Consider the following 22,667-nt stretch of genomic DNA (forward strand, 5'->3'; position numbering starts at 1 on the left):
TCTATATGGTCTCACATTTCTATGATGATTAAACTGACTTGGTTAAGAAAAAATCTCTTTAATAATTGGTACAATAGTCTATTAACTGTTGTTTCTTTTATATTTCTATTTTGGTTAGTTCAAGGATTTGCAATTTGGTTAATTACTAAAGCACAATGGCAAGTAATCCAAGTTAATTTACACTTATTTTTAGTAGGAAGATTTCCCCAAAGTTTATATTGGCGGATTTGGGTTGTTTTGGGAATATCTACAACTTTAACCGCAATTACAGCGAGTGCATTTACCAAAAAAGCAATAATCAAAAACCGCAATTCTTTGATTGCTGTTGTGATTATGGGGATTTCACTGTTTATTTTCCCCATACCATTAACAAGCCGTTTATGGTTATTATTAATAGTAGGTTCAATATTTGCAGGTTTGATAATTGGTCAAAATTTTACTAAAATCATCACACCTTGGCTTTCACTAATTTGGTTATCATCATTTTTCATAATTATCTGGTTAATTGGTGGTGGTTTAGGATTGCAATCTGTATCTACAAACCTATGGAATGGGTTATTACTTACCCTATTAATGGCAATAATTAGTATTTTCCTTTCCTTCCCCATAGGAGTTTTACTCGCATTAGGAAGAACCAGCAATTTACCTGTAGTGCGGTGGTTTTCTATTCTTTATATTGAAATTGTTAGAGGATTACCCTTAATTGGGATTCTATTTTTAGCCCAAGTTATGTTACCCTTATTCTTAGCAGCAGATTTACGTTTAGATCGTTTACTCAGAGGTATTGTGGGACTAATATTATTTAGTGCAGCATACATGGCTGAAAATGTGCGCGGAGGACTACAAGCAATTCCCAGAGGACAAATAGAAGCAGGAAAAGCACTAGGATTAAATACACCTTTATTACTCATATTAGTCATATTACCCCAAGCCTTACGCGCAGTTATTCCCGCAATTGTTGGTCAATTTATTGGTTTATTTAAAGATACTTCTCTTTTATCATTAGTAGGATTAGTAGAATTAACAGGAATGGCACGCTCTATATTAGCACAACCGCAATTTTTAGGAAGATATGCAGAAGTATATTTATTTATCGGGTTGATTTATTGGGTATTTTGTTATTCAATGTCCTTAGCTGCTAAAAACCTAGAAAAACAATTAACATCGTAGGTTGGGTTGACGCAAGGAAACCCAACATTCCTAAAATTTTCAACTACACAAAAGGAATAATTGTCAGAATCAGGATATCCAGGATTAAAGGATAAACAGGATGAAAAACAATGATTTTATCACCAATTACCCGTAGGTTTGGTTGACACAAGGAAACCCAACATTCCTAAAATCTTAAACTACACAAAAGGAATAATTGTCAGAATCAGGTGGTTATCGAGCGAAGTCGAGATAATATCCAGGATGAAAAGATAAACAGGATGAAAAACAATGATTTTATCACCAACTACCCGTAGGTTGGGTTGACGCAAGGAAACCCAACATTCCTAAATATCTATTTAAATCTTCAACTACACAAAAGGAATATATGACAGAATCAAAACCGATAATTATTGCTGAAGATGTTCACAAATGGTATGGTAAATTTCATGCCCTCCAAGGTGTCAGTTTAACCGTAGAACGGGGAGAAGTGGTTGTTTTAATGGGACCATCCGGTTCAGGAAAATCAACCTTTATTAGAACATTTAACGCCTTAGAAGAATATCAACAAGGAACTATTACCATTGACGGGATTACCCTCAGTCATGATTTAAGAAATATTGAAACAATTCGTCGAGAAGTGGGAATGGTATTTCAGCAATTTAATTTATTTCCCCATTTAACAGTTTTAGAAAATATCACCTTAGCACCAATATATGTCCGCAAAATATCCAAAGTTAAAGCCGAAGAATTAGCAATGCAATTATTAGAAAGAGTGGGAATTTTAGCACAAGCACAAAAATATCCAGGACAATTATCTGGTGGACAACAACAACGAGTAGCCATAGCGCGTGCATTAGCAATGCAACCGAAAATCATGTTATTTGATGAACCGACATCAGCATTAGATCCAGAAATGGTGAGAGAAGTTTTAGACGTAATGCGAAACCTAGCTAATGACGGAATGACAATGGTAGTTGTTACCCATGAAGTCGGATTTGCGCGAGAAGTTGCTGATAGAGTAGTGCTAATGGACAGCGGTTTATTAGTTGAATCCTCTACCCCCGACACCTTTTTTACTAATCCCAAGGAAGAAAGAACCAGGAAATTCTTATCACAAATTCTCTAGGGTGATTCAATTCAGGCTAAAGATCTCCGACTTCTTAATTTAATTTAACGAGCAAAAGAGGAAAATAAGGCTTTTGGAAAATGATACTTAACATAAATTAACTTGTGGTTTCTATTTGCCAATCTTCTAGAGAAATTTCTGCCGTTTCGATAGCTTTTATACAAAAAGCATTAATATCTCTAGCTGATAAGTTGACATTAACAAACACCCCATTTTCTAATTTTCTCGTATCCCGAAAATCTTTTTCATCTCTACTAATGAACCGGGGAAATTGTTCCATAACATCCTTAAATTTATCGGCATCTAAATCAGCGATCACATTTAAAGTTTTTTCTAAAACATCCCGCCAACTTTTGACAGGATATTCCTTACCAAAAATTTTTAGTTGTTTGGGAGTTGTACCCCTTACCTTAGTTTTCGCAGAATTCATAAGATTTTCATTACCAAAGTAAGGCCAAATTTGTAAAACTTTTTCTGCTAAATATAAACTCCTTTTTTCTATATCTTCTCTTTTCCAAGTTTCTTGATTTTCAAAGTATTTATTGATTTCCAAATGACTATTGATCAATATTTCTTTTTTCTCGATAAATTCCAAATTATATAATTCACCATTGTAAGCTGTAATAGTTATATTACCCAACGAGTGCAGTAATAAATCATGAGTGATATCGCCTTCTTCTCCTAAATGTTCTTGCCACCATTTAGTTATAGTTTGTGGCATAATATGTTCAATAGTTAGATTAGTAAAAGATACTTGTTCTTTATGATAGAAGGATTCTTCTATAGATTCTAAAATTAATTTACCTTTACAAGTACGTCCAGTACCATATAGTTTAACATCCAATAATCTATCTTTAAATTCTGTATCTTTGGGATAATCTCGATTTTGTAAATCTAGTTTTAATCTTTCCACAAAATCAGCATGAGCTAAATTACTTGCTTTGCTAACTTGAGAATACAGTACAGAAAATATCCTATTTAATCCCCTGGTTTGGACGTTACAAATAAATCGGCGAATAATGAAATTTTCTAAAATGTGAAAAACAGCAATAAAATCTGCTTCTGAAAGTTTATTTTTTTCATAATCATGATAACAATTAAGTAAAAAAGGATAAACAGTAGCTACTTCTAAACGGTTGATTCTTTCCAAACAACGACGAATTTTTAAATTATTCTCTTTTAGTGGATCTAAAAGTTTTGCATAATATTCTGAAAATTCATATAAATCTTTTAAATAATCAATAGCATCTCTTTTGATCATTCTTTCTTTAATCTCAAAATAAACTTCATCTTTCTTGATTTCTACGCCATCTCTGGTTAAATAATGTCTGATAAATTCTGTTAAATTAACATCTAAAGTTTGTTGCATTGGTAGCCAATATTTATTATAAGCATCGTCTTGATTTTCGGTATTAATTCTCAAGAAAAAATAATTACGAATTAAATCTGCTTGTGTTAAAGGTTCACCTTTAGCATTGAGACTTTCAAAGACTAAATAAGGATTATCTTCTGTACTTAAAACAACGCTCACAATAGATAAATAACTACAAATTACTTTCTTGAGATCAGAAAAATCTAAATTACTTTGTCTAATCTTCTTTTCAAAAAATAAGTAACATTCAGTAATACCAGAATTATTTACATAATCTTGACCATTAATTAAACTATGAAAAGACTGTCTATCTACCTGGGTAGGTTGAAGTTTATAATGGTCTAAACCTTTTTTATATGGATTAACAATAATAGTATTATGAATTTCTGCGGCTAACTCATCATGAATATTTTTAGCTTTATCTCGCAAAGCACAAAGCAGGATAAAAATAGTAGTTAAACGTTGTTGTCCATCAATTAATAAATATTTACTTACACCTTCAGGTATAGCAGAAGTTGGCATAGTGACAATAGAACCCATAAAATGAGGACGACGATTATCGCTATGATATAGTTCTAAAATATCATTCCATAGAGATTCCCACTGAGATTTTTTCCAACTGTAGGCTCTCTGAAACAAGGGAACAACATACTGTTTATTACCTTCAATAATCTCTTGCAGCTTAGTTTCTGATGCTTGCATGGTTAATGTACTCTGATTTACTCAATAGTTATGCTTTTAGTATAAAAGAATCTTGTATAAATAGCATAAGATAGCGTAACAAAATTAAACATCAAATATATCCAGGGAATAAATTCCCTGTCTAAAAGCAAAAGTCGGTTAAAACCGACTCATAAAAAATAATTCCCCTTTTAGTGACATACTCCACACACTCCCTTATGCCTTGCGGCACGCTTGCGCGAACAGGTGAGTGTGGGCTTCTCGGCGACTCCTCTATGAAGACATTAACCGAGCTTTAAAGCCATAAGCCCTAGGGACTTTTTGAGATAATTTTTAACTTTTTTGATAGGCTGCTTTTGGTGCATTTAATTGAGTTACACCTACTGTTGAAAATTATATTAAACCTTAATTAACACCTTAGCAAATTTCAAGGTATTTTTAATTTTTAATTCCCCAAAGAAGTTGACCAAATAATTAATTCACCTTGTTCACCACCTGCGGCTAAAAATTGTCCTTGGGGATGCCAAGATAGGGTAGAAAAACCTGCTTCTGTATCGGTAAAAATCTGTGATACTTCTTGATTTTCATCCCATAAACATAACCAACCGTCAGCACCAGCGGAAGCGAGAATCAAGCTTTGGGGTGCATAAGATATTGCTTGAATAATATCTACATGATTGGTTAATACTTGCGCTTCCCAACCTATAGATTCATCTAGGGACTTCTCCCATAATACTATACCTTCAACACTGGAAACAGCCAAAATTGGCGCACCTGTAGGGGCTTTTAGTTCTGACCATGCTAAGTGACGAATTTTTCCTGGAAAGCCGCGCATGACCCAAGGATCAGGGTTTTCCCATTGTAAAACGGTGAGAGTCCGATCCATATTTCCAGATGCTAAATATTCACCATCACCAGACCAAGCTATTGCTGTACTGACGGTAGACATGGAAAGCATAAATGGTTCTTCATCCCAATCTTGAGTAGACCAAGTTTTTACGCCTTTATAACCGTTAATAGCTAAATATTTGCCATCTTTGCGCCAATCAATTCCCAAAATTGAGGAATCATTAAAATTGAGAGTAGCAATAACTTCTAATGTATCTGCATCCCAAATTTGCACATAACGCCCTAAACTAAAAGCTAGTTGATTATGAGTAGGACTCCATGCTAATTGATCAACCCAAACAGGCGCATTTTCTAAAGTGCTAATTAATTGATTTTCACACCAAATTTTTACTTTACCATCTTGTCCACCAATGGCTAAATATTTGCCATCATGGGAAAAAGCCAGACAATTTACTGCTTTATCTGTAGCAGTTTGTAAGGTTGTTAATTCGCCATTTTCCCATAAAATAACTTCTCCAGCCGCCGAACTAGCTGCTAGTATTTCTCCTTGAGAAGACCAAGCCAAAGCGGTGACATAATCTGCAAGTTTTGTGGAATAATGTTTTGTAAATTCTGGAGATTTGCTAGTTGTTAAGTTCATAGTTTTGATATTTCATTTACAGATTTACAGATTTCCAGATCCCCGACTTCTTCAAGAAGTCGGGGATCTAATTAGTTTATTTAACTCATACAAGCGAAAAAGTCTTCTTTTAATTTAGCTTCATCTAAATTTCTACCAATAAATACAAGTTCATTTTTACGAGTTTCATTTACTTTCCAAGGTCTATCTGCTTTACCTTCAAATATCATGTGTACTCCTTGAAAAACAAAACGAGTATCCTCATCTTCAATATTTAAAATCCCTTTCATTCTGAAGATATCTGTTCCTTGTGTTCTGAGTAATTCTGACATCCAGGCATTGATTTTTTCACCATTTACAGAACCTGCTGCGACTATAGCTACAGAAGAGACGCTTTCATCATGGACATGAGCATCTTCTCCTAAAAAATTAGGATCAATTTCTAAAGCCTGATCTAAATTAAATGCTTGAATTCCTAATAAAGCTGACATTGCTAATTCGGAATTATGGGTGCGGTGAATTTTTGCCATTGCATTCATTGACCGAATCCGGGTTTCTAATTCATCTAAAACTTCTGGTGTTACCAAATCAGTTTTGTTCAATAAAATCACGTCAGCAAAAGCAATTTGTTCTTGGGCTTCGTCCGCTTCCCAATGTTGCCAAATATGTTTAGCATCAACAACTGTGACAACTGCATCTAATGATAATTGATCTTGTAGATCTTCATCTACAAAAAACGTTTGAATTACAGGTGCAGGATCAGCTAATCCAGTGGTTTCAATGACTAAATGATCAAACTTATCTCGGCGTTTCATTAAATTGCCAATGATGCGAATTAAATCACCACGAACTGTACAACAAATACAGCCATTATTCATTTCAAATATTTCTTCATCTGCATCAATTACCAATTGATTATCAATACCTACTTCGCCAAATTCGTTGACAATAACGGCAACTTTTTTACCGTGTTCGTAGGTAAGAATATGATTTAATAGAGTGGTTTTACCTGCGCCTAAGTAGCCAGTTAAAACGGTTACTGGTACTGAATTGAATGTTTCTGAAGTCATCGCCCACCTGAGATTAATTTAGGTTAATTTTATTGAGTATAGCCCTATCTAGCCCTGAAAAACAAGATCCCCCACTTCTTAGAGAAATCGAGGATCTGACTCTTGCATTAATTAAATGAACATGATACTAATCTCTATTACCGTGAGTTTAGCTACCCTTGGTATATACCAATAAGTTCTTATACTCTTCAATCTTGTGCATTTTCCCCTGTTTTACAAATGATTCAATCATTGGTTTAGCATGACCCCAACCAATTGATTTTGTATAGAAGAGAATTTTGCCATTGGGATTCAGTTTACTAAGAAACATCGCTAGAAGAGATTCTTCATTATGATGTAAAAAAGGTGCTTCTTCAGGCATATAAAATTCGCCTAGATGAAACAAAGAAATTACATCGAGCATGGGTAAAGAACGCTCTGTCAAGGTGTATATATCTGTACAGAGAACCTTGTAATACTTGGACAGTAGACGATCTTTAAGAGATAATCGGACATATTCTTGATGTTCGGGTGCAGAAGCAGTAATCCCAATAATTTCATTTGGTTGAGAAAATTTCTGATTTTCCAATCCTAGAATATGATGAGAGCCTGTGCCAAAATGGAAGATAGTTTGATCTTGGATATTATGCTTTTGTAAATATTCAACTAATTCAAGATCACATGGACAACGCTCTGGTTGTAATCCCCAAGATGATTTTTCGCGGTAGTAATCAGCGCCAACCCATTGTGGTAAAACTGGACGAGAAAAACTCAAAAAATAGTAAAGTCTTGCTAGGTGGCGATTTGTAAAAACTATTCCCCGAACGGTTTTTCTAATACTAGTAACCATGAATTAATCAACCTCAATAGTTTGGAAAAGATGTTTTTGATATGTTAAATACTCAGCAGATTAAGGTAGGATGCTAAAAATATTCATCAGCAAAACTACAATTAAGCTATAGAAATTTAGCTCAATTCAAATTTATTGAGCCAGGTAAATTGACATCCCAGATTATTTTTGTAATTGTCGTGCTTGATGGTGACAGACAAATGATTACTGATGATATGCTTGAAGATTGAGTTATCCTAGATGGATAAAATTCATCAAAATCCCTGAAAACCTGCTCTATGTGAGTACCCAAAAAAATACTGGGTGCTGAATTTCTATAACTTAGGCGAGTCTAACATACAAAAAATAAAGCTCACATCAAGTACAGATGAAAGTTTAATTAACTTTTGCTATGTGTGGGCATTTTTGATAAATCTCTACAGAATATAGCCATCCTATTTGATTGGTGTCAGAGTCAGATCCCCGACTTCTCAGAGAAGTCGGGGATCTTATTGTTCAATTTAAGCTTCAATCACCACGCGCAAATTACCGCGTTTTTTCGCAACTCGACAAGCGGTAGTGCTACCAATTCGTTCAAATTCTAAATCTAAAATCGTGCCACCAACACGCAAATTGTGAAAAGATAAATTGTTAATTGATTCTGGTAAAGCTGGGTCAATAATTCGCAAACAATTATTCTGTGCGTCTGGGACTAAATTCACCATCATTTGCAATAGTTGAAAAATACTACCTGTAGCCCAGGCTTGGGGAGTACAAGCAACGGGATACTGGACGGGAGCATTATCACCGTTCATTTCATAACCACAAAATAGTTCTGGAGGACGTTGATAGGGTTGCTGGGAGGTCATGTTGAATAATCCTTGAAATAGTTCCAGAGATTGATCAATTAAACCGAGCGATCGCAATCCCATTGCAATCATAGAATTATCATGAGGCCAAACTGAACCAGTATGATAACCCATCGGATTATAAGCCGGTGACAAACTACTTAAAGTTCTAATTCCCCAACCATTAAACATATCCGCAGCCTGCAGTCTTTCTGCCACACTATAGGCTTTTGCAGACGTAAATATCCCCAAATTTAAACACTGGCCAGGATTAGAACTAATACTATCTACTGGTTTACCTTCTCCATCTAAAGCCAAAGCACAAAAATCTTGATCTTCTAACCAAAAATCTTGGTTAAACTTAGCCCTAAGTTGTCTCGCTTCTGTTTGCCAAAGTTCTTCTAAATCTGGACGTTGTTGGATTTTGGCAATTTCTGCGAGGCGGTTTTTCGCTGCATAGACATAAGCTTGCACCTCACACAGAGAAATTGGCCCAATGGCTAATTCTCCTTTGCGGTTGACAATACAATCACCAGAATCTTTCCAACCTTGGTTAATTAAACCACCTTTAGATTTGCGTGCATAGCTGAGATAACCAGTTTCTTGAAGTTGACGATCAATCCAACCCATAGCCGCTAAAGCATTTGGCCACAGTGCTTCCAAGGTTTCTTGATCATGAGTCCAACTGTAATATTCAGCATACAACATTAACCACAGCGGCGTAGCATCCACAGTACCGTAGTAGGGTGTATGGGGAATTTCTTGACATCTCGCCATTTCTCCCAACCGCAGTTCATGTAAGATCTTACCAGGTTCTTCTTCCCGCCAAATATTATCAGTTTGACCCTGATATTCTGCCAATAGTATCAAGGTTTCTTTGGCAATTTTGGAATTCAACATCAAGGTTTGGGACGCGGTAATGATAGAATCTCGACCAAACAAAGTAGAAAACCAAGGAACACCAGCAGAAACAGTTTTATGTTTACCAAAGGACTGAAGCAATAAATATATATCTTGTTCAGCCCGCGAAATGACGCGATTAAAAAGACTTTTATCTGAGCTAATCCGGGTAATTTGCTGCAACCAATTTTGCTCCTCCATTAATTCAGCAGCTTTTGCTTGTGCTAAAGTAGAGGCAGCACTGATAGTAGAGCTAGGTTGATTGTCAGTGAACATATTCAGCCGATAACCTAACTTCTTAGTTTCATGAGATGCCAATTCTATGCGCCAAACTGCCGTAGAACCGTGAAACCGAGTTGGTTGTAAATGCTGAAATTGAATTAGAGACTCCATAATCGAAGCATCTAAACCCTGATATGCAAGGGTTAGAGATTCCTCTTTATGGGTTTGAGGAGATGAGGATGCAACATGATCAGATGTTAATTCATTTAAATGTAAAAGTCTTCCCCGTTTTTGGCGATGATGACCTCTAACCTCAAATAAATCCACAAAATCAGCATCAAAACTCAGACTCAGTTCAAAAACAATGCTGGTAGTGTTGTAGTTAGCAACTTCTATTTCTTCAAATAATGCACCATTGAGAACAATTTCCCGACGAATACCTACAGTATCAGCCTTAAAAAGATTCTCTAAATCAGGATTGGTACATAAAACCGAGAGGGCAAATCCCTTGTCAGCGTTACTACTCAGTAGTATAGGCGATCGCCCTTCAATCTGTAACTCCAAACGACTCAAAAACCTGGTATCACGGCAAAACATCCCCATACTAGGAGTGCTACCATAAAGGTAACAATCGGAAATATTCCCCATGGTATCTGTCACCAGGAATAAATCATCATCTTTAACTGTAATGGTTGGCTGTGGTCTTTGACTGACAACACAAGGCCATTCGGAAATCTCTTTTTGGTCTGCGGGAGTAAAAGTTCTGTTGTCGAGGACAATTGTTTCTGGAGTCATCAATGTATCCGGTGTCATTAGCCAGAGTTACCTATACAGGTGTAAATTTGCTCAAATCAATACTCTTAAAAAACAAAAGTAATTAAATCTAAGACAATGAATTTCTATAAATGTATACCTTATTAATTAGAAGTCAAGCCTGAAAACTGGCTGTTTTTCAAGAGTTTATTCCTTCATAAACATTGAGAGGTGCTAGAGGTAGAGAATACTTACTCAGGCATAAAATCTCATAAAAGTAGAAAGAGGTGAATAAAAAATACCCACCACCTTTGTTTCTTTTCATACGGAACCAATAAGATCCCCGACTTCTCTAAGAAGTCGGGGATCTGACCACCTTAATTTTGTTTAACGAAACCATTATGTCAACAACATCAGAAATTGCCGTTGAGTTTCAAAATACCAGTTTTGCCATTAATCACCGTCCCCTATTATCTAACTTAAATTTGAGCATTCATCAAGGGGAAGCCTTAATTTTATTAGGACGCAGTGGGAGTGGAAAAACCACAACTTTAAAATTAATTAATCATTTACTTATTCCCACCCAAGGACAAGTTTTAGTTCAAAATCGTCCCACAACTAACTGGGATGCCATTAAATTGAGAAGACGGATAGGTTACGTCATCCAAGAAACAGGTTTATTTCCCCATTTTACCATCGCGGAAAATGTCGGACTCGTCCCATCTTTAGAAAAATGGCCACCACAGAAAATTCAAAATAGAGTTTATGAAATGTTAAACTTAGTAGGATTAGAACCAGAAAAATTTGCTCAACGTTATCCCCATCAATTATCAGGAGGTCAACGTCAGCGAGTGGGAGTTGCTAGAGCTTTAGCCGCAGATCCACCTATACTATTAATGGATGAACCTTTTGGCGCACTTGACCCAATTACCCGTTTAGAATTACAACAACAATTTCAATATTTACAACAACAATTAGGAAAAACCGTGATATTTGTCACCCATGATATTCAAGAAGCCTTCTTTTTAGCCACAAGAATTGGTTTAATGTGTGAAGGAAATTTAGTCGTATTAGGAACAAGAAGAGAATTTCTCCAATCTCAACATCCAGAAGCAAAAGCATTTTTAGCTTGTTTAAATATTGGTAACAGTTGGGAAGAACTTAATTAAAATTAGATAAAAAATACAAAAGTTATGTTTTTATTTCAATACGGTACAGAAATAATTATCCACAGTGGAGAACATTTAATATTAGTCATTATATCCCTAGCGATCGCCATTTCTATTGGTCTTCCTGTAGGCATTTTTATCACTCGTCAACCAAAATTAGCTGCTCCTATTCTTGGTTTAGCAAATGCCATTCAAACCATCCCTAGTTTAGCCATCTTCGGCTTTTTAATTTCCGTACCTTTTCTGGGAGGAATTGGCAAAATCCCCGCTATATTTGCGTTAACTCTTTATGCTTTACTTCCCATAATTCGTAATACATATATTGGCATTAATAGCATCAATCCCGCCATTAAAGAAGCCGGGATAGGCATGGGAATGACAGATCAACAATTACTATTGCAAGTAGAAATTCCCCTAGCTTTACCAGTCATTTTAGCAGGGGTAAGAGTAGCCACCGTTATATCCGTAGGAATAGCCACAATTGCTGCTGCTGTTGGTGGTGGTGGTTTAGGAGTATTTATTTTTCGCGGTATTTCCACAGTTAATAATGAATTAATTTTAGCCGGAGCAGTCCCCGCTGCTGTAATTGCTTTGAGTGCAGATTTCGGTTTAGGATTATTAGAAAAAAACCTCACGAAACAAATAGCAAATAAAGGTAAATTTAATCAGCAAATAGGTATTGTTTTGGGAATAATCACCTTAATTATCGCGGGATTAATAACTTTTAACTATCAACAAGCACCAGCAAAAATTATTATCGGTTCTAAAAATTTCACAGAACAAGTTATTTTAGGGGAATTATTAGCACAACACATAGAAAATCATACCAAATTAAAAGTAGATCGTCGTTTTAACTTAGGAGGAACATTTATTGCTCATGAAGCAGTAAAAGCGGGAAAAATTGCCGGGTATGTAGAATATACAGGAACTTCATTTACGACTATTTTGAAAGAAAAACCAATCAGCAATCCACAAATTGTTTATGAAAAAGTCAAAGAATACTATGATCAAAAATTGAAATTAGCAGTGATGAAGCCTTTAGGATTTGAGAATACCTTTGCCATGATTATCAGAGAAGAAGATGCCAAAAAATGGCAAATTAAAAGCCTTTCGGAAATTGGTAAATATAGTCCACAAATGAAAGCAGGATTTGGATATGAATTTTTAGAACGTGAAGATGGTTATCCAGGATTATCTAAAACCTACAACTTAAAATTTGCCAATATTAAACAAATGGAATTAGGATTAATGTATCAAGCATTAAAGGAAAAACAAGTAGATTTTATTGCTGCAAATTCTACAGATGGTTTAATTCCAGTTTTAAACTTAGTGATTTTAGAAGATGATAAAAAATACTTTCCACCTTATCAAGCTATACCTATTTTTAATCAAGAAATTCTCCAAAAATATCCAGAGTTAACAGATACCATTAATCAATTAGGAGGAAAAATTTCTACAACAGAAATACAAAAGATGAATTATCAAGTAGATAATCAATCTCAACCGGTGGAGAAAGTTGTCAGTGAGTGGTTAAAATCTCAACAATTATAATTTTCAGATATTTGATTCTCAAAAATATAAAATTTTTTATAAATTTTTTCTCCTCCGATATCATAGAAAAATACCTTCTTTTTTGACATTATAGTTAAAGGGAGTATTTTCATTTTCAAACTTTGCTGAAGAGATAAAGTGACGAGAAATAACAACATCGTTGTTTAGACAAATGGTTGAGATTATTTGACTGGTTTTATCAATTTCATGATAGGGGTTAATCTCTGATTTCAGAACAACCAGAATATCAATATCAGAAAATTCTTTAGCGTCTTCCCTCGCTTGAGAACCATATAAAATAATTGCTTCCAGTTGGTTTTGATAAAGTTTTTGCAAAGCTTGTTTAACTTCTTGTAATATCAAATTAAGCTGTGATTTGTTCATTGTTTAAATCATTCCTTTTGTTTCAAATGATTGGGTTTCGGTCTACAAACACTATTATATCACAACCAATAATATAGCGATTCTCATCCAAGTGAGGTACACCAAAGAAATAATTAACCGCAGATATAAGAGGATGGACGCAGATAACCGCAGATAATTTTGTACCTCAGCAGACTAGTACCGCAGGGCGGAATTAAAAATTAACAATTAAAAATTAAAAAAGCAGATTGTATAAGCTTTTCAGGTATTTCTAATGGTTATTTTACTTATGCCGCAGTGTACTAGAAATTATCTATATATTCAGGAGAAATATATAGATAATTTCTACATGATGTTCATGAATTGTCAACCTATCAATTTTGATAACTGAAATTCTCCTTATTTACCACCACATAGTTCCTGGTTCACCTTTAAATGGTCCAACAATATCAGAAGTAATCCACCCTCCGTAAAAATCACCTGTTTGGGCTTTAACTAATTCATCATTCACATAGCAAGCATCCATTAAACTAGGATAAAAACTGTAATATTCTTGAATTGATTCAAAATTAGGACTAGGTTGAATATATCGCCAAGCACCATTATTTATGTATTTATCTCCTACGGAAATATCATAATATTGACACCAACCTTTCCATTCACACCAAGTTTTTCTAGGTGTCTCTATTAAATGTTCTAACTGAATATCTTCAGCCGGAATATAATAACCTGGAGGATGACTTGTTTCTAAGACTCTTTTAGCTTGATGTGTTTGAGCCAAAACCATCCCATTAACAATTATCTTGAGATGTTTGTTCGTATTTTCTAAAATTGCCGGACGGGGATAGTCCCAAACTGATTCTTGACCTGGTTGTGGGGGGATAGGATTTGGTTTCATGGTTAGTCAGTTGCTTTTGTAAAATTGTCAGGGAAATTTTAAGAAACTTCTACATCTACACTACTAGATCATTTGAGAGTTTTAATTTTATTCTCAAGAATACTCACAGGAAACATAATTCCCAGTTTCTTGGTAGGATGATTAAGTGTTTTAAATACTCTGTCCCAAAATCCATGAATACCATAATTTCCATTAAAATTAGTGTGATGAAGATCATGAAAGTCTGAGGGAATGAAAAATATTGATAAAGAACTATGTCCTTCTAAATTATAAATGTTACCTATCAAACTCCATGCACAAAGTTGGGTGATGTCATATCCAAATATAAAGATTGGTAAAACGTCTGTGATGGTAACAATAATATATTCTAGAAGGCTTTTATGTCCAGCTACAAAACTGGATGTATCTTGAAATTCATGATGTTTAAGATGGATTTTGAGAAATGCTTTTTTATGAAATAATCTATGGACTATATAAAAGCAGAAATCAGCCGCAACTATTCTCATAAAAAACCATCCCAAATTTAAAAGTAAACTATTACCTCTATGAACTTCTGGGGCTAAATATAGTATGATTAATGCTGCTATTAAACTTTTAATTTCTCCTGTAATTATACCTTTGAAAGTGAAAGCAGGAAATGATTGCTTTTTTACTTTTTTAACTCTTGCAGTTAATTTTTCAGTTAAATTATCTTTACTTTTGATGAATTTTTCAATGAAAAAACCAATAGCATAAAATGAGATAGAACCAATCAGCCAGTATAGTAATACCTGGGTGATAAAATTAAGTTCTATATTATTGAACAGCAAATAAAATACCTGCTGCACAATTGTGCAGCAAATAGAAATCTTGATATAAAACTCGATTTCCAAACAAAAATTCAAAAATCTTTGCATATCTACACCCAACAACTTTCTAACCTTTAGCTAAAAACATCTTTCTTGATTTTCTATTTGAATATCTGGATCATTCAACTTGACAAAGAATCAACCCAAACCACGCCTTTTCATCTGTCCAAGTTTTTACAGTTTTCAATCCTTTATCTGACAAGTTTTTTTCCATTGTTGCTAAATTAAACTTACGAGAAATTTCTGTAAGGATACTTTCTCCTGCTTCAAAGTTAACCTTTAAATCCAAAAGTTCTAAAGATACCCAATGGCTTTTTTGGCAATGTAAATACATTTCAATTTGATGATCAACTTGATTATAAACAGCTTGATGTTTAAACAAACTGATATCAAAGTTACCTTGAAACCGCCAATTTAAATGAGAAAGCATATTTAAATTAAAAGCAGCAGTCACCTCCTGACTATCATTATAAGCAGCTTCTAAAATATCCGGGGGCTTTTGTAAATCAATCCCTAGCAGAAAGTAATCTCCTGGTTGTAAGGTTCGAGAAACTTGATTTAAGAAAATATCACATTCTTCCGGGTTAAAATTGCCTAAAGAACTTCCCAGAAAAAACAACATCCGCGATTGTAAATAATTCGATTCTAGATGAACTAAAGCTTGTTCATAAGTTCCCAATAATCCATGAATAGCAATATCAGGATACTTTTCTTGTAACTGTAAAACACTAGTTTTGAGAATCCCTCCGCTGACATCAATAGGCAGATATCTACAATTACCAGAAATTTTCTGATAAGCAGTTAATAAAGCTTGAGTTTTAGTAGAACTGCCACTACCTAATTCTATTAACTCACAACAATTTGTAATTTCGGCAATTTCATCAGCATATTGTTCTAAAATCCAGGCTTCTGTGCGAGTCGGATAATATTCTGGTAACTCACAAATTTTTTCAAATAATTGAGAACCAGGATCATCATAAAAATATTTGGGAGGTAAACTTTTCAGTTTTTCAGTTAACCCCTTAATAACATCCTTGCCATCAATACTTAACTCTTGATAATGATGATCTAAAACGGTTAAAGGTTGTGTAATCATTTTCTAAATCCTCTAGAGTGATTATAAGATCCCCGACTTCTGATATCAATTGATAATTTATTCATAAAATAAAAAAAGAAGTCGGGGATCTCGATTTTATTAATCCAAACTTTCAGCAACTCTAAAACCGACGTGCTGATAAAAATAAGGACGAAACCAGTTACGATAACAAGGTAAAGCCATTGTACCATTCGTTGCCCAAGAACCACCCAACATCATAAAATGTTTATCATCAAAAAAGGGTGCAGATTGATCCTCATAAAGATGGTGAGTTTTAAATCCTGGTAAGGGTTTGAATGTTTCCCCTAACCATTCCCAGACATTACCCCGTAAGTCAGAAAGTCCAGATTGATGATTTTCTGAAAACATTCCCACAGGCGTGGGAGAAATAAATTGTAAGTTAAGATTATAGTTATTTGCTAAACTGGAATCTTCAGATATTTTTAAGGCTTGATGCCATTCTGCTTCTGTCATTAACCGAGTATTTTTACCTTTCCACCGACAAAATGCCATGGCTTCATAATGGTTAACTTCTACAGGCCAATCTAAAGGTAAATCTAGTTCATCAAATGTAGCACGATAGCGATAGTTATTTTCTTGGTGTATCCAGAATTTGGGATATTGGATATTGTAGAGTTGTTTCCATGCCCAAGATTCAGTATGCCAATAATTTACATTATTATAACCACCGGCTTGGACAAATTCTAAAAATTCTCCATTGGTAATGAGATATTGACTTGCTAAAAATGGTTTTACTTCAACTTCTAAATGACCATATTCACTATCCCAACCAAAAGTTAAATCATCTTGGCGTTTTCCTAATTTTACTACACCACCAGGAACTTCTCGCATTTGATGATGCGGAATTTCTCCATTAGTCGGTGCATAATTCCATCCTTGGGGACGTTTTAAGTTCTCAACGGGTAATTGACGCAGCAGCATGGAAGAGGTTTCGACATGAATACGACTATGTTCTATTCCCATTAATAAAGCCCAAATAGGATGCTGTTGATGAATGGGTAAATCTAAAGGAGTCTTATTAATGATTGTGCTAATTTCTGCTCTGGCTCTGTTTCGATATTCCCAAACTTTTTTGATATTAGGCCAGTTGACTCCTTGAATGGCTACCTCTAGTTCTGCTGGTGTTTCTGGATCAACTCCTATTTCAAATAGAGTTTCATATTGGGGATTAATCCGATTTTTTATTAATCCCACCTGAATTAATTTGTTAATATAAAAAACAGCCGAATGTCCAAGATAGAAAATTAATTTATTTCTTAAAGGATCGGGATTTAGATAAAATGTTTCTTCTTTAACCAAACTCTTCATTAAGGTTTCTTCCAGTTCCCAGGAATTTTCAAAATATTTGAGTAGGGTTGTGGAACTACAATTATCGAGTTGGGGAATATGAGCATCTGTCATTTTCTTAACCTGGAGGAATTATGGGGATGACCTGAATAAATTAACTTTTGTAAATAAAGCCAGAGACTAATTTTAGCATTGATGGAAATTTCATCTCAGTGATAAACACTTACAGAATTTTTTGGGCAATAATTACAGGCTATAGAGTTAAATAGCCTATATTGGGACTATTTTGTGATTTTTAACTAAAATTTAATATTTTTGGCAATTTTACCAAAAACTAGATTCCTAGATTTACGGAAGATCAATATAAACAGTCTTTTTAGGCTAATCTAAAATAAGGATATGAATTTCCAAAATGCCAAATTATGCAAGCAAATTCGTTAAGCTTATACATTGCCCCGACTACATTAGGTACGAACAAACCTATATTGAGGTTAAAAAAAATAGATAAATGTTCTTGCGACTGGTAATAGATAAGGGTAATAGATCATAGGTAATATGTGTTTAATGACCACTGACCACTGACTAATGACTAATGACTAATGAGTATTTCCACTTCCGTGCTGAGTGATTTACTAAACTCACTCCCCCATCTGCGACCTCAGTTATATTTTAAGGCTTCACTAACCGCTCTCTCCCATGCAATGGAAGATCAGGTTTTAGCAGCCAATTTAGACAGTCCTTTGATCATTGCTAGTTTCCAGCAAGAGCGATTTTACCGGCAAGAAGCTCATCGTTATCAGCGACTTGCACAAAAAAGTAATCAAATATATGTATTATCTGCACCAGAAACAGAGTTTGCTAATAGCTCAGAATATTATGAAAAGATCTCTTTTGAGCCTGATGATGCTTTAGCGCAAGAATGGCATTTGCTAGTAATTGCTGATAACTATGCTACTTGCTTAATCTGTCGAGAAAGCCTGGGTTCTCTGGCCAAAAATCAATATATCCCAGAGATGATTCCTAGTTTGGATATGGATACAGCGCGAAGATTTGAGGGGATTTGGACATCGGAAAAAGGGGTATGCTTAAAAGCCGCTCAATTGTTATTAGATAGAATTGAGATTTATCGGCCAGATTTAGCGGATAAAGTTGATGAAGTGAAGCAGCGGTTAAATATTAAGGAATCAACAGACGAGTTAAAAGTTAATTTCAATCATAAATATGTAGATGATATTGATACCGATCCTTTTGTGCAGAGGTTGGTGACATATCTGCAAGCTAGTCAGTATAAGCTGCATAAAGCTTACCGTGCGATTGCGGATCAAGCAAGGAAAGAACGGTTGGTAAATTCCATTAGTACAGCAATTAGGCGATCGCTTGATCCACGAGAAATTCTCCAAGTTGCGGCTCAGGAGTTGGGACAACATTTAGAAGCCTGTCGTTGTCTAATTTATCGCGCCCAAGCTACAGATGCCAAAGCTATAATCGAACATGAATTTTTGAACTCTAATGTTACATCTGTACTGGGGCAAAGTTGGGAGTTACAAAATAATCCCCTGTTTCAGCAGGTGTTACAACAACAGGAGGGAGTATGTGTAGCTGATACCGTGGGGGACTCCAAAATAAAGAAATCAACAGCCTTATCGTCAATTGTGAAGAAGTTTAGCGTGCGTTCTTGGTTAATCGAACCCGTATTATATCAAGGGCGACTACTGGGAATTGTGGAGTTACACGATTGCCATTTTCCTCCCCATGAATGGCAACCAGGGGAGTTAGACTTAGTGAAGGCGATCGCTACTCAAATTGGTGCAGCCCTGATTCAAGCGGAATCTTTTGCCAATTTAGAAGAACTCAACCAACAATTAGAAGCCTTAGACCGCACCCGCAGTAACTTAATTGCCATTACTGGACACGAACTCCGCACTCCATTATCCACCATTCAAGTTTGTTTAGAAAGCTTGGCTACTGAACCGGATATGCCTTGGGAATTGCAACAAATAATGTTGAATACAGCCCTTGCAGACTCCGAAAGAATGCGGAAACTGGTACAAGACTTTTTAACCCTTTCTAACTTAGAAAGTGGTCGGGTAGAATGGCATCCTGAATCATTAACCATCCAAGAATGTGTAGATTTAGCCCTCAGTCGCTTACGGACGCGCTCCAGTCAAGAAAAGATCCCAAAAATCAAAACTCAAATTTCCACAAGCTTACCTTTAGTCAGGGCTGACGGTGATTGGTTGGTGGAGGTATTAGCCAAACTTGTCGATAATGCTTGTAAATTTACTCCCTCTTCTGGGCAAATTATTATTAAAGCCATTAGCAATAGTCAGGAGATGCTAGAAGTCACCGTAGCGGACACAGGCAGGGGAATTGAACCCAATCGCCTAGAAATCGTTTTTGACCGCTTCTACCAGGAAGAAGGGGCATTACGGCGAACAACCGGCGGTACTGGATTGGGTTTAGCAATTTGTCGCCAAATTGTCAACGGCTGGGACGGAAAAATTTGGGCAGAATCCACAGGTAAAGATCAAGGCAGTCAATTTCATTTTACAATTCCCATCGTCCAAGGCAGCCAGGAAAATAATTAACCACTAACCACTGTACGGGCGAAGCATTTGGGGAACTATTTTTGGCAATGACCGATAATTTATCTTCCAAATGCTTCGCCCCTACTGACCACTGACAACTAACCACCAACTAATTACTAAAAACTGTTACAGTCTATAACGCGATCGCAACATAAGTCCAGTTCCAATGTTAGTATGCCGTAAAAACCTACAAGAGACAGTTTATGGCAACTTTGACTGGAAAAACCCCAATCTTTGGTGGCAGCACTGGCGGATTACTCACAAAAGCTGATGTAGAAGAAAAGTACGCTATCACCTGGACTAGCCCTAAAGAGCAAGTCTTTGAAATGCCCACAGGTGGCGCTGCTAAAATGGTAAAAGGCGAAAACCTACTTTACATTGCTCGCAAAGAGTACGGTATTGCTTTAGGCGCGCAACTTCGCAAATTCAAAATCACCGACTACAAAGTTTACCGCATTCTCCCCGGCGGCGAAACTACCATGATTCACCCTGCTGATGGCGTTTTCCCTGAAAAAGTAAATGCTGGACGTTCTATGGTGCGTCACGTACCCCGCAGAATCGGTCAAAACCCCAACCCTGCACAAATCAAATTCAGCGGTAAAGCTACTCACGACGCTTAATCCCTAGGTAATGGGTGATAGGTAATGGGTAATGGGGAAGAAAAAAACTTTGCCCCCTTACCCATGACAAAAAACTCTTTCTTAATTTTTAATTGTTAATTAGGGTTTGCTTAATAAATGTAAAACCTTTATAAATCAATCGTTTCATGGATATTCAAAAGCTATTAAGTTCTATATAATTCCTTCTTTCCTCCTGACTCCTGACTCCTGACTCCTGACTCCTGACTCCTGACTCCTAGCCTTCACGAAAAATTTTTTCAGCAAAACCTAATTATTTATGATTTTCCCCGATTTCGACCAGTTTCAAAAGCTTGCTGTCCAAGGTAATTTTGTGCCAGTGTATCAGGAATGGATAGCCGACTTAGATACACCTGTATCTGCTTGGTATAAAGTTTGTGCAGATCAACCTTATAGCTTTTTGCTGGAATCGGTGGAAGGTGGGGAAACTGTAGGGCGTTATAGTTTATTAGGCTGTGATCCTTTGTGGATATTGGAAGTAAGGGGTGATAAAACAACCCAAACCCATCGAAATGGTGATCAACAAGTTTTTATAGGTGATCCGTTTACAGTTTTATCTGAATGTTTAGCACCTTATCACCCAGTAAAGTTACCGGAATTACCTTCAGGAATTGGTGGTTTATTTGGGTTTTGGGGCTATGAATTAATTAATTGGATTGAGCCGCGTGTACCAATTCATGCTCAAGATGAGCGCAACATCCCTGATGGATTATGGATGCAGGTAGACCAATTATTGATTTTTGACCAGGTAAAACGGAAAATTTGGGCGATCGCCTACGCAGATTTACGTGATCCAGCCGGGTTAGAGGTAGCATATCAAAAGGCGAGCGATCGCATTCAGGAAATGGTTAGGAAGCTATCTTTGCCCCTATCACCAGAAAACACCAAATTAACTTGGACAGCCCCCGGAAACAAGCCTAAAGCGGGCATAGAGGACTATACCAGCAACTTTACCCGTCCCGAATTTTGCGCTAGTGTAGAAAAAGCTAAAGCACATATCAAAGCTGGTGATATTTTTCAAGTCGTTATTTCGCAACGCTTATCCACAGAATATACAGGTAATCCCTTCGCTTTATACCGTTCTTTGCGGCAAATCAATCCTTCGCCCTACATGGCTTATTTTAACTTCCAAGACTGGCAAATTATCGGTTCTAGCCCCGAAGTCATGGTCAAAGCCGAATGCAATGATGAAGGGGAAATTATCGCCACAGTCCGTCCCATTGCGGGAACTAGACCCAGAGGGAAGACAACAAAGGAAGATGCAGCTTTAGCCGCTGATTTACTTCAAGACCCCAAGGAAATCGCCGAACACGTCATGTTAGTTGATTTAGGACGCAATGATTTAGGGCGGGTGTGCAGCAGCGGTAGTGTTAAGGTTGATGAATTAATGATCGTTGAACGCTACTCTCATGTGATGCACATTGTGAGTAATGTGGTGGGTAAGTTAGCACCGGGTAAAACCGCATGGGATTTACTCAAAGCGTGCTTTCCTGCTGGGACTGTCAGCGGTGCGCCTAAAATCCGCGCTATGGAAATTATTAATGAGTTAGAACCCAGTCGCCGAGGTGTGTATTCAGGTGTCTATGGATATTATGATTTTGAAGGACAATTGAATAGTGCGATCGCTATCAGAACTATGGTATTACATAATCAGACGGTGACTGTCCAAGCTGGTGCAGGTTTGGTGGCTGATTCTGACCCAGAAAAGGAATATGAAGAAACTCTCAATAAAGCTAGAGGGTTATTAGAAGCAATTCGTTGTTTGCGATGAATTTTAAATCATTGCATTGCAACATTAAAATAAAGTA

18 protein-coding genes are annotated in these 22,667 nt (G+C 36.1%); 7 read left to right on the forward strand and 11 right to left on the reverse strand.

The window, feature by feature from the left end; translation table 11 throughout:
* The first annotated feature begins 24 nt into the window (after nt 1-24).
* Together FJR09_RS14170 and FJR09_RS14175 are read left to right on the forward strand one after the other, a co-directional pair.
* The gene (locus tag FJR09_RS14170) at nt 25-1,170 is read left to right on the forward strand and encodes an amino acid ABC transporter permease (protein ID WP_168652651.1); all 1,146 of its coding nucleotides are present in this window, start codon (nt 25-27) and stop codon (nt 1,168-1,170) included.
* Nucleotides 1,171-1,537: 367 nt separating this feature from the next.
* Nucleotides 1,538-2,278: an amino acid ABC transporter ATP-binding protein gene (locus FJR09_RS14175; protein WP_015079628.1), complete on the forward strand. Its 741-nt coding sequence runs from the start codon at nt 1,538-1,540 to the stop codon at nt 2,276-2,278.
* Between the two features lie 97 nt (nt 2,279-2,375).
* Here the strand turns inward: FJR09_RS14175 and FJR09_RS14180 are convergent, their stop codons facing one another.
* From FJR09_RS14180 to FJR09_RS14200, 5 genes are all read right to left on the reverse strand, one after another.
* A complete protein-coding gene (locus tag FJR09_RS14180) occupies nt 2,376-4,352 on the reverse strand; it encodes a DUF262 domain-containing protein (RefSeq protein ID WP_015079629.1) in 1,977 nt (658 codons plus the stop codon).
* A 424-nt stretch (nt 4,353-4,776) separates the two neighbouring features.
* Nucleotides 4,777-5,820 carry a WD40 repeat domain-containing protein gene (locus FJR09_RS14185; RefSeq protein ID WP_015079630.1) on the reverse strand — a complete coding sequence of 348 codons (1,044 nt, stop codon included), beginning with the start codon at nt 5,818-5,820 and terminating at the stop codon, nt 4,777-4,779.
* An 80-nt stretch (nt 5,821-5,900) separates the two neighbouring features.
* The gene (locus FJR09_RS14190; protein ID WP_015079631.1) at nt 5,901-6,869 is read right to left on the reverse strand and encodes a GTP-binding protein; all 969 of its coding nucleotides are present in this window, start codon (nt 6,867-6,869) and stop codon (nt 5,901-5,903) included.
* A gap of 148 nt (nt 6,870-7,017) precedes the next feature.
* The gene (locus FJR09_RS14195; protein ID WP_168652646.1) at nt 7,018-7,698 is read right to left on the reverse strand and encodes a hypothetical protein; all 681 of its coding nucleotides are present in this window, start codon (nt 7,696-7,698) and stop codon (nt 7,018-7,020) included.
* Nucleotides 7,699-8,198: 500 nt separating this feature from the next.
* Entirely contained in the window at nt 8,199-10,460 is a 2,262-nt protein-coding gene (locus FJR09_RS14200; protein ID WP_015079633.1) for an amylo-alpha-1,6-glucosidase, read from the reverse strand.
* A gap of 341 nt (nt 10,461-10,801) precedes the next feature.
* On the opposite strand from FJR09_RS14200, the gene FJR09_RS14205 reads away from it, so the two are divergent.
* Both FJR09_RS14205 and FJR09_RS14210 read left to right on the forward strand, forming a co-directional pair.
* Nucleotides 10,802-11,569 carry an ATP-binding cassette domain-containing protein gene (locus FJR09_RS14205; RefSeq protein ID WP_015079634.1) on the forward strand — a complete coding sequence of 256 codons (768 nt, stop codon included), beginning with the start codon at nt 10,802-10,804 and terminating at the stop codon, nt 11,567-11,569.
* 24 nt (nt 11,570-11,593) lie between these two features.
* Nucleotides 11,594-13,120, forward strand: coding sequence for a glycine betaine ABC transporter substrate-binding protein (locus FJR09_RS14210; RefSeq protein WP_168652645.1), 1,527 nt, complete (start codon nt 11,594-11,596; stop codon nt 13,118-13,120).
* 60 nt (nt 13,121-13,180) lie between these two features.
* Here FJR09_RS14210 and FJR09_RS14215 read toward each other — a convergent pair whose 3' ends face one another.
* From FJR09_RS14215 to ovoA, 5 genes are all read right to left on the reverse strand, one after another.
* A complete protein-coding gene (locus tag FJR09_RS14215; RefSeq protein ID WP_015079636.1) occupies nt 13,181-13,504 on the reverse strand; it encodes a nucleotidyltransferase domain-containing protein in 324 nt (107 codons plus the stop codon).
* 382 nt (nt 13,505-13,886) lie between these two features.
* Entirely contained in the window at nt 13,887-14,381 is a 495-nt protein-coding gene (locus tag FJR09_RS14220; RefSeq protein WP_015079637.1) for a DUF427 domain-containing protein, read from the reverse strand.
* Between the two features lie 68 nt (nt 14,382-14,449).
* On the reverse strand, nt 14,450-15,277 hold the full coding sequence (locus tag FJR09_RS14225) for a sterol desaturase family protein (protein ID WP_015079638.1): 828 nt from the start codon (nt 15,275-15,277) through the stop codon (nt 14,450-14,452).
* A 70-nt stretch (nt 15,278-15,347) separates the two neighbouring features.
* A complete protein-coding gene (egtD, locus tag FJR09_RS14230; RefSeq protein WP_015079639.1) occupies nt 15,348-16,325 on the reverse strand; it encodes an L-histidine N(alpha)-methyltransferase in 978 nt (325 codons plus the stop codon).
* A 99-nt stretch (nt 16,326-16,424) separates the two neighbouring features.
* A complete protein-coding gene (ovoA, locus tag FJR09_RS14235; RefSeq protein WP_168651897.1) occupies nt 16,425-17,747 on the reverse strand; it encodes a 5-histidylcysteine sulfoxide synthase in 1,323 nt (440 codons plus the stop codon).
* 485 nt (nt 17,748-18,232) lie between these two features.
* Between ovoA and FJR09_RS14240 the strand changes: the two genes are divergently transcribed.
* The gene (locus FJR09_RS14240; protein WP_168652644.1) at nt 18,233-20,221 is read left to right on the forward strand and encodes a DICT sensory domain-containing protein; all 1,989 of its coding nucleotides are present in this window, start codon (nt 18,233-18,235) and stop codon (nt 20,219-20,221) included.
* On the opposite strand, the gene FJR09_RS14245 is transcribed toward FJR09_RS14240, so the two are convergent.
* Nucleotides 20,181-20,330, reverse strand: a complete 150-nt coding sequence (locus tag FJR09_RS14245) for a hypothetical protein (protein ID WP_200863845.1) — start codon at nt 20,328-20,330, stop codon at nt 20,181-20,183. The two genes, FJR09_RS14240 and FJR09_RS14245, sit on opposite strands and share 41 nt — an antisense overlap.
* A 94-nt stretch (nt 20,331-20,424) precedes the next feature.
* On the opposite strand from FJR09_RS14245, the gene FJR09_RS14250 reads away from it, so the two are divergent.
* Nucleotides 20,425-20,841, forward strand: a complete 417-nt coding sequence (locus tag FJR09_RS14250; protein ID WP_015079642.1) for a photosystem I reaction center subunit II PsaD — start codon at nt 20,425-20,427, stop codon at nt 20,839-20,841.
* 277 nt (nt 20,842-21,118) lie between these two features.
* Complete coding sequence (gene trpE, locus FJR09_RS14255; protein ID WP_168652643.1) at nt 21,119-22,630, forward strand: anthranilate synthase component I; 1,512 nt, start codon at nt 21,119-21,121, stop codon at nt 22,628-22,630.
* Nucleotides 22,631-22,667: the final 37 nt, after the last annotated feature.

This window comes from Dolichospermum sp. UHCC 0406, assembly GCF_009712025.1.
GTDB classification, from domain to species: domain Bacteria; phylum Cyanobacteriota; class Cyanobacteriia; order Cyanobacteriales; family Nostocaceae; genus Dolichospermum; species Dolichospermum lemmermannii.

Coding starts and splice junctions, on each gene's coding strand:
- FJR09_RS14170 (WP_168652651.1), top strand. CDS start 25: ATGATTAAACTGACTTGGTTAAGAAAAAATCTCTTTAATAATTGGTAC.
- FJR09_RS14175 (WP_015079628.1), top strand. CDS start 1,538: ATGACAGAATCAAAACCGATAATTATTGCTGAAGATGTTCACAAATGG.
- FJR09_RS14180 (WP_015079629.1), bottom strand. CDS start 4,352: ATGCAAGCATCAGAAACTAAGCTGCAAGAGATTATTGAAGGTAATAAA.
- FJR09_RS14185 (WP_015079630.1), bottom strand. CDS start 5,820: ATGAACTTAACAACTAGCAAATCTCCAGAATTTACAAAACATTATTCC.
- FJR09_RS14190 (WP_015079631.1), bottom strand. CDS start 6,869: ATGACTTCAGAAACATTCAATTCAGTACCAGTAACCGTTTTAACTGGC.
- FJR09_RS14195 (WP_168652646.1), bottom strand. CDS start 7,698: ATGGTTACTAGTATTAGAAAAACCGTTCGGGGAATAGTTTTTACAAAT.
- FJR09_RS14200 (WP_015079633.1), bottom strand. CDS start 10,460: ATGACACCGGATACATTGATGACTCCAGAAACAATTGTCCTCGACAAC.
- FJR09_RS14205 (WP_015079634.1), top strand. CDS start 10,802: ATGTCAACAACATCAGAAATTGCCGTTGAGTTTCAAAATACCAGTTTT.
- FJR09_RS14210 (WP_168652645.1), top strand. CDS start 11,594: ATGTTTTTATTTCAATACGGTACAGAAATAATTATCCACAGTGGAGAA.
- FJR09_RS14215 (WP_015079636.1), bottom strand. CDS start 13,504: ATGAACAAATCACAGCTTAATTTGATATTACAAGAAGTTAAACAAGCT.
- FJR09_RS14220 (WP_015079637.1), bottom strand. CDS start 14,381: ATGAAACCAAATCCTATCCCCCCACAACCAGGTCAAGAATCAGTTTGG.
- FJR09_RS14225 (WP_015079638.1), bottom strand. CDS start 15,277: ATGCAAAGATTTTTGAATTTTTGTTTGGAAATCGAGTTTTATATCAAG.
- egtD (WP_015079639.1), bottom strand. CDS start 16,325: ATGATTACACAACCTTTAACCGTTTTAGATCATCATTATCAAGAGTTA.
- ovoA (WP_168651897.1), bottom strand. CDS start 17,747: ATGACAGATGCTCATATTCCCCAACTCGATAATTGTAGTTCCACAACC.
- FJR09_RS14240 (WP_168652644.1), top strand. CDS start 18,233: ATGAGTATTTCCACTTCCGTGCTGAGTGATTTACTAAACTCACTCCCC.
- FJR09_RS14250 (WP_015079642.1), top strand. CDS start 20,425: ATGGCAACTTTGACTGGAAAAACCCCAATCTTTGGTGGCAGCACTGGC.
- trpE (WP_168652643.1), top strand. CDS start 21,119: ATGATTTTCCCCGATTTCGACCAGTTTCAAAAGCTTGCTGTCCAAGGT.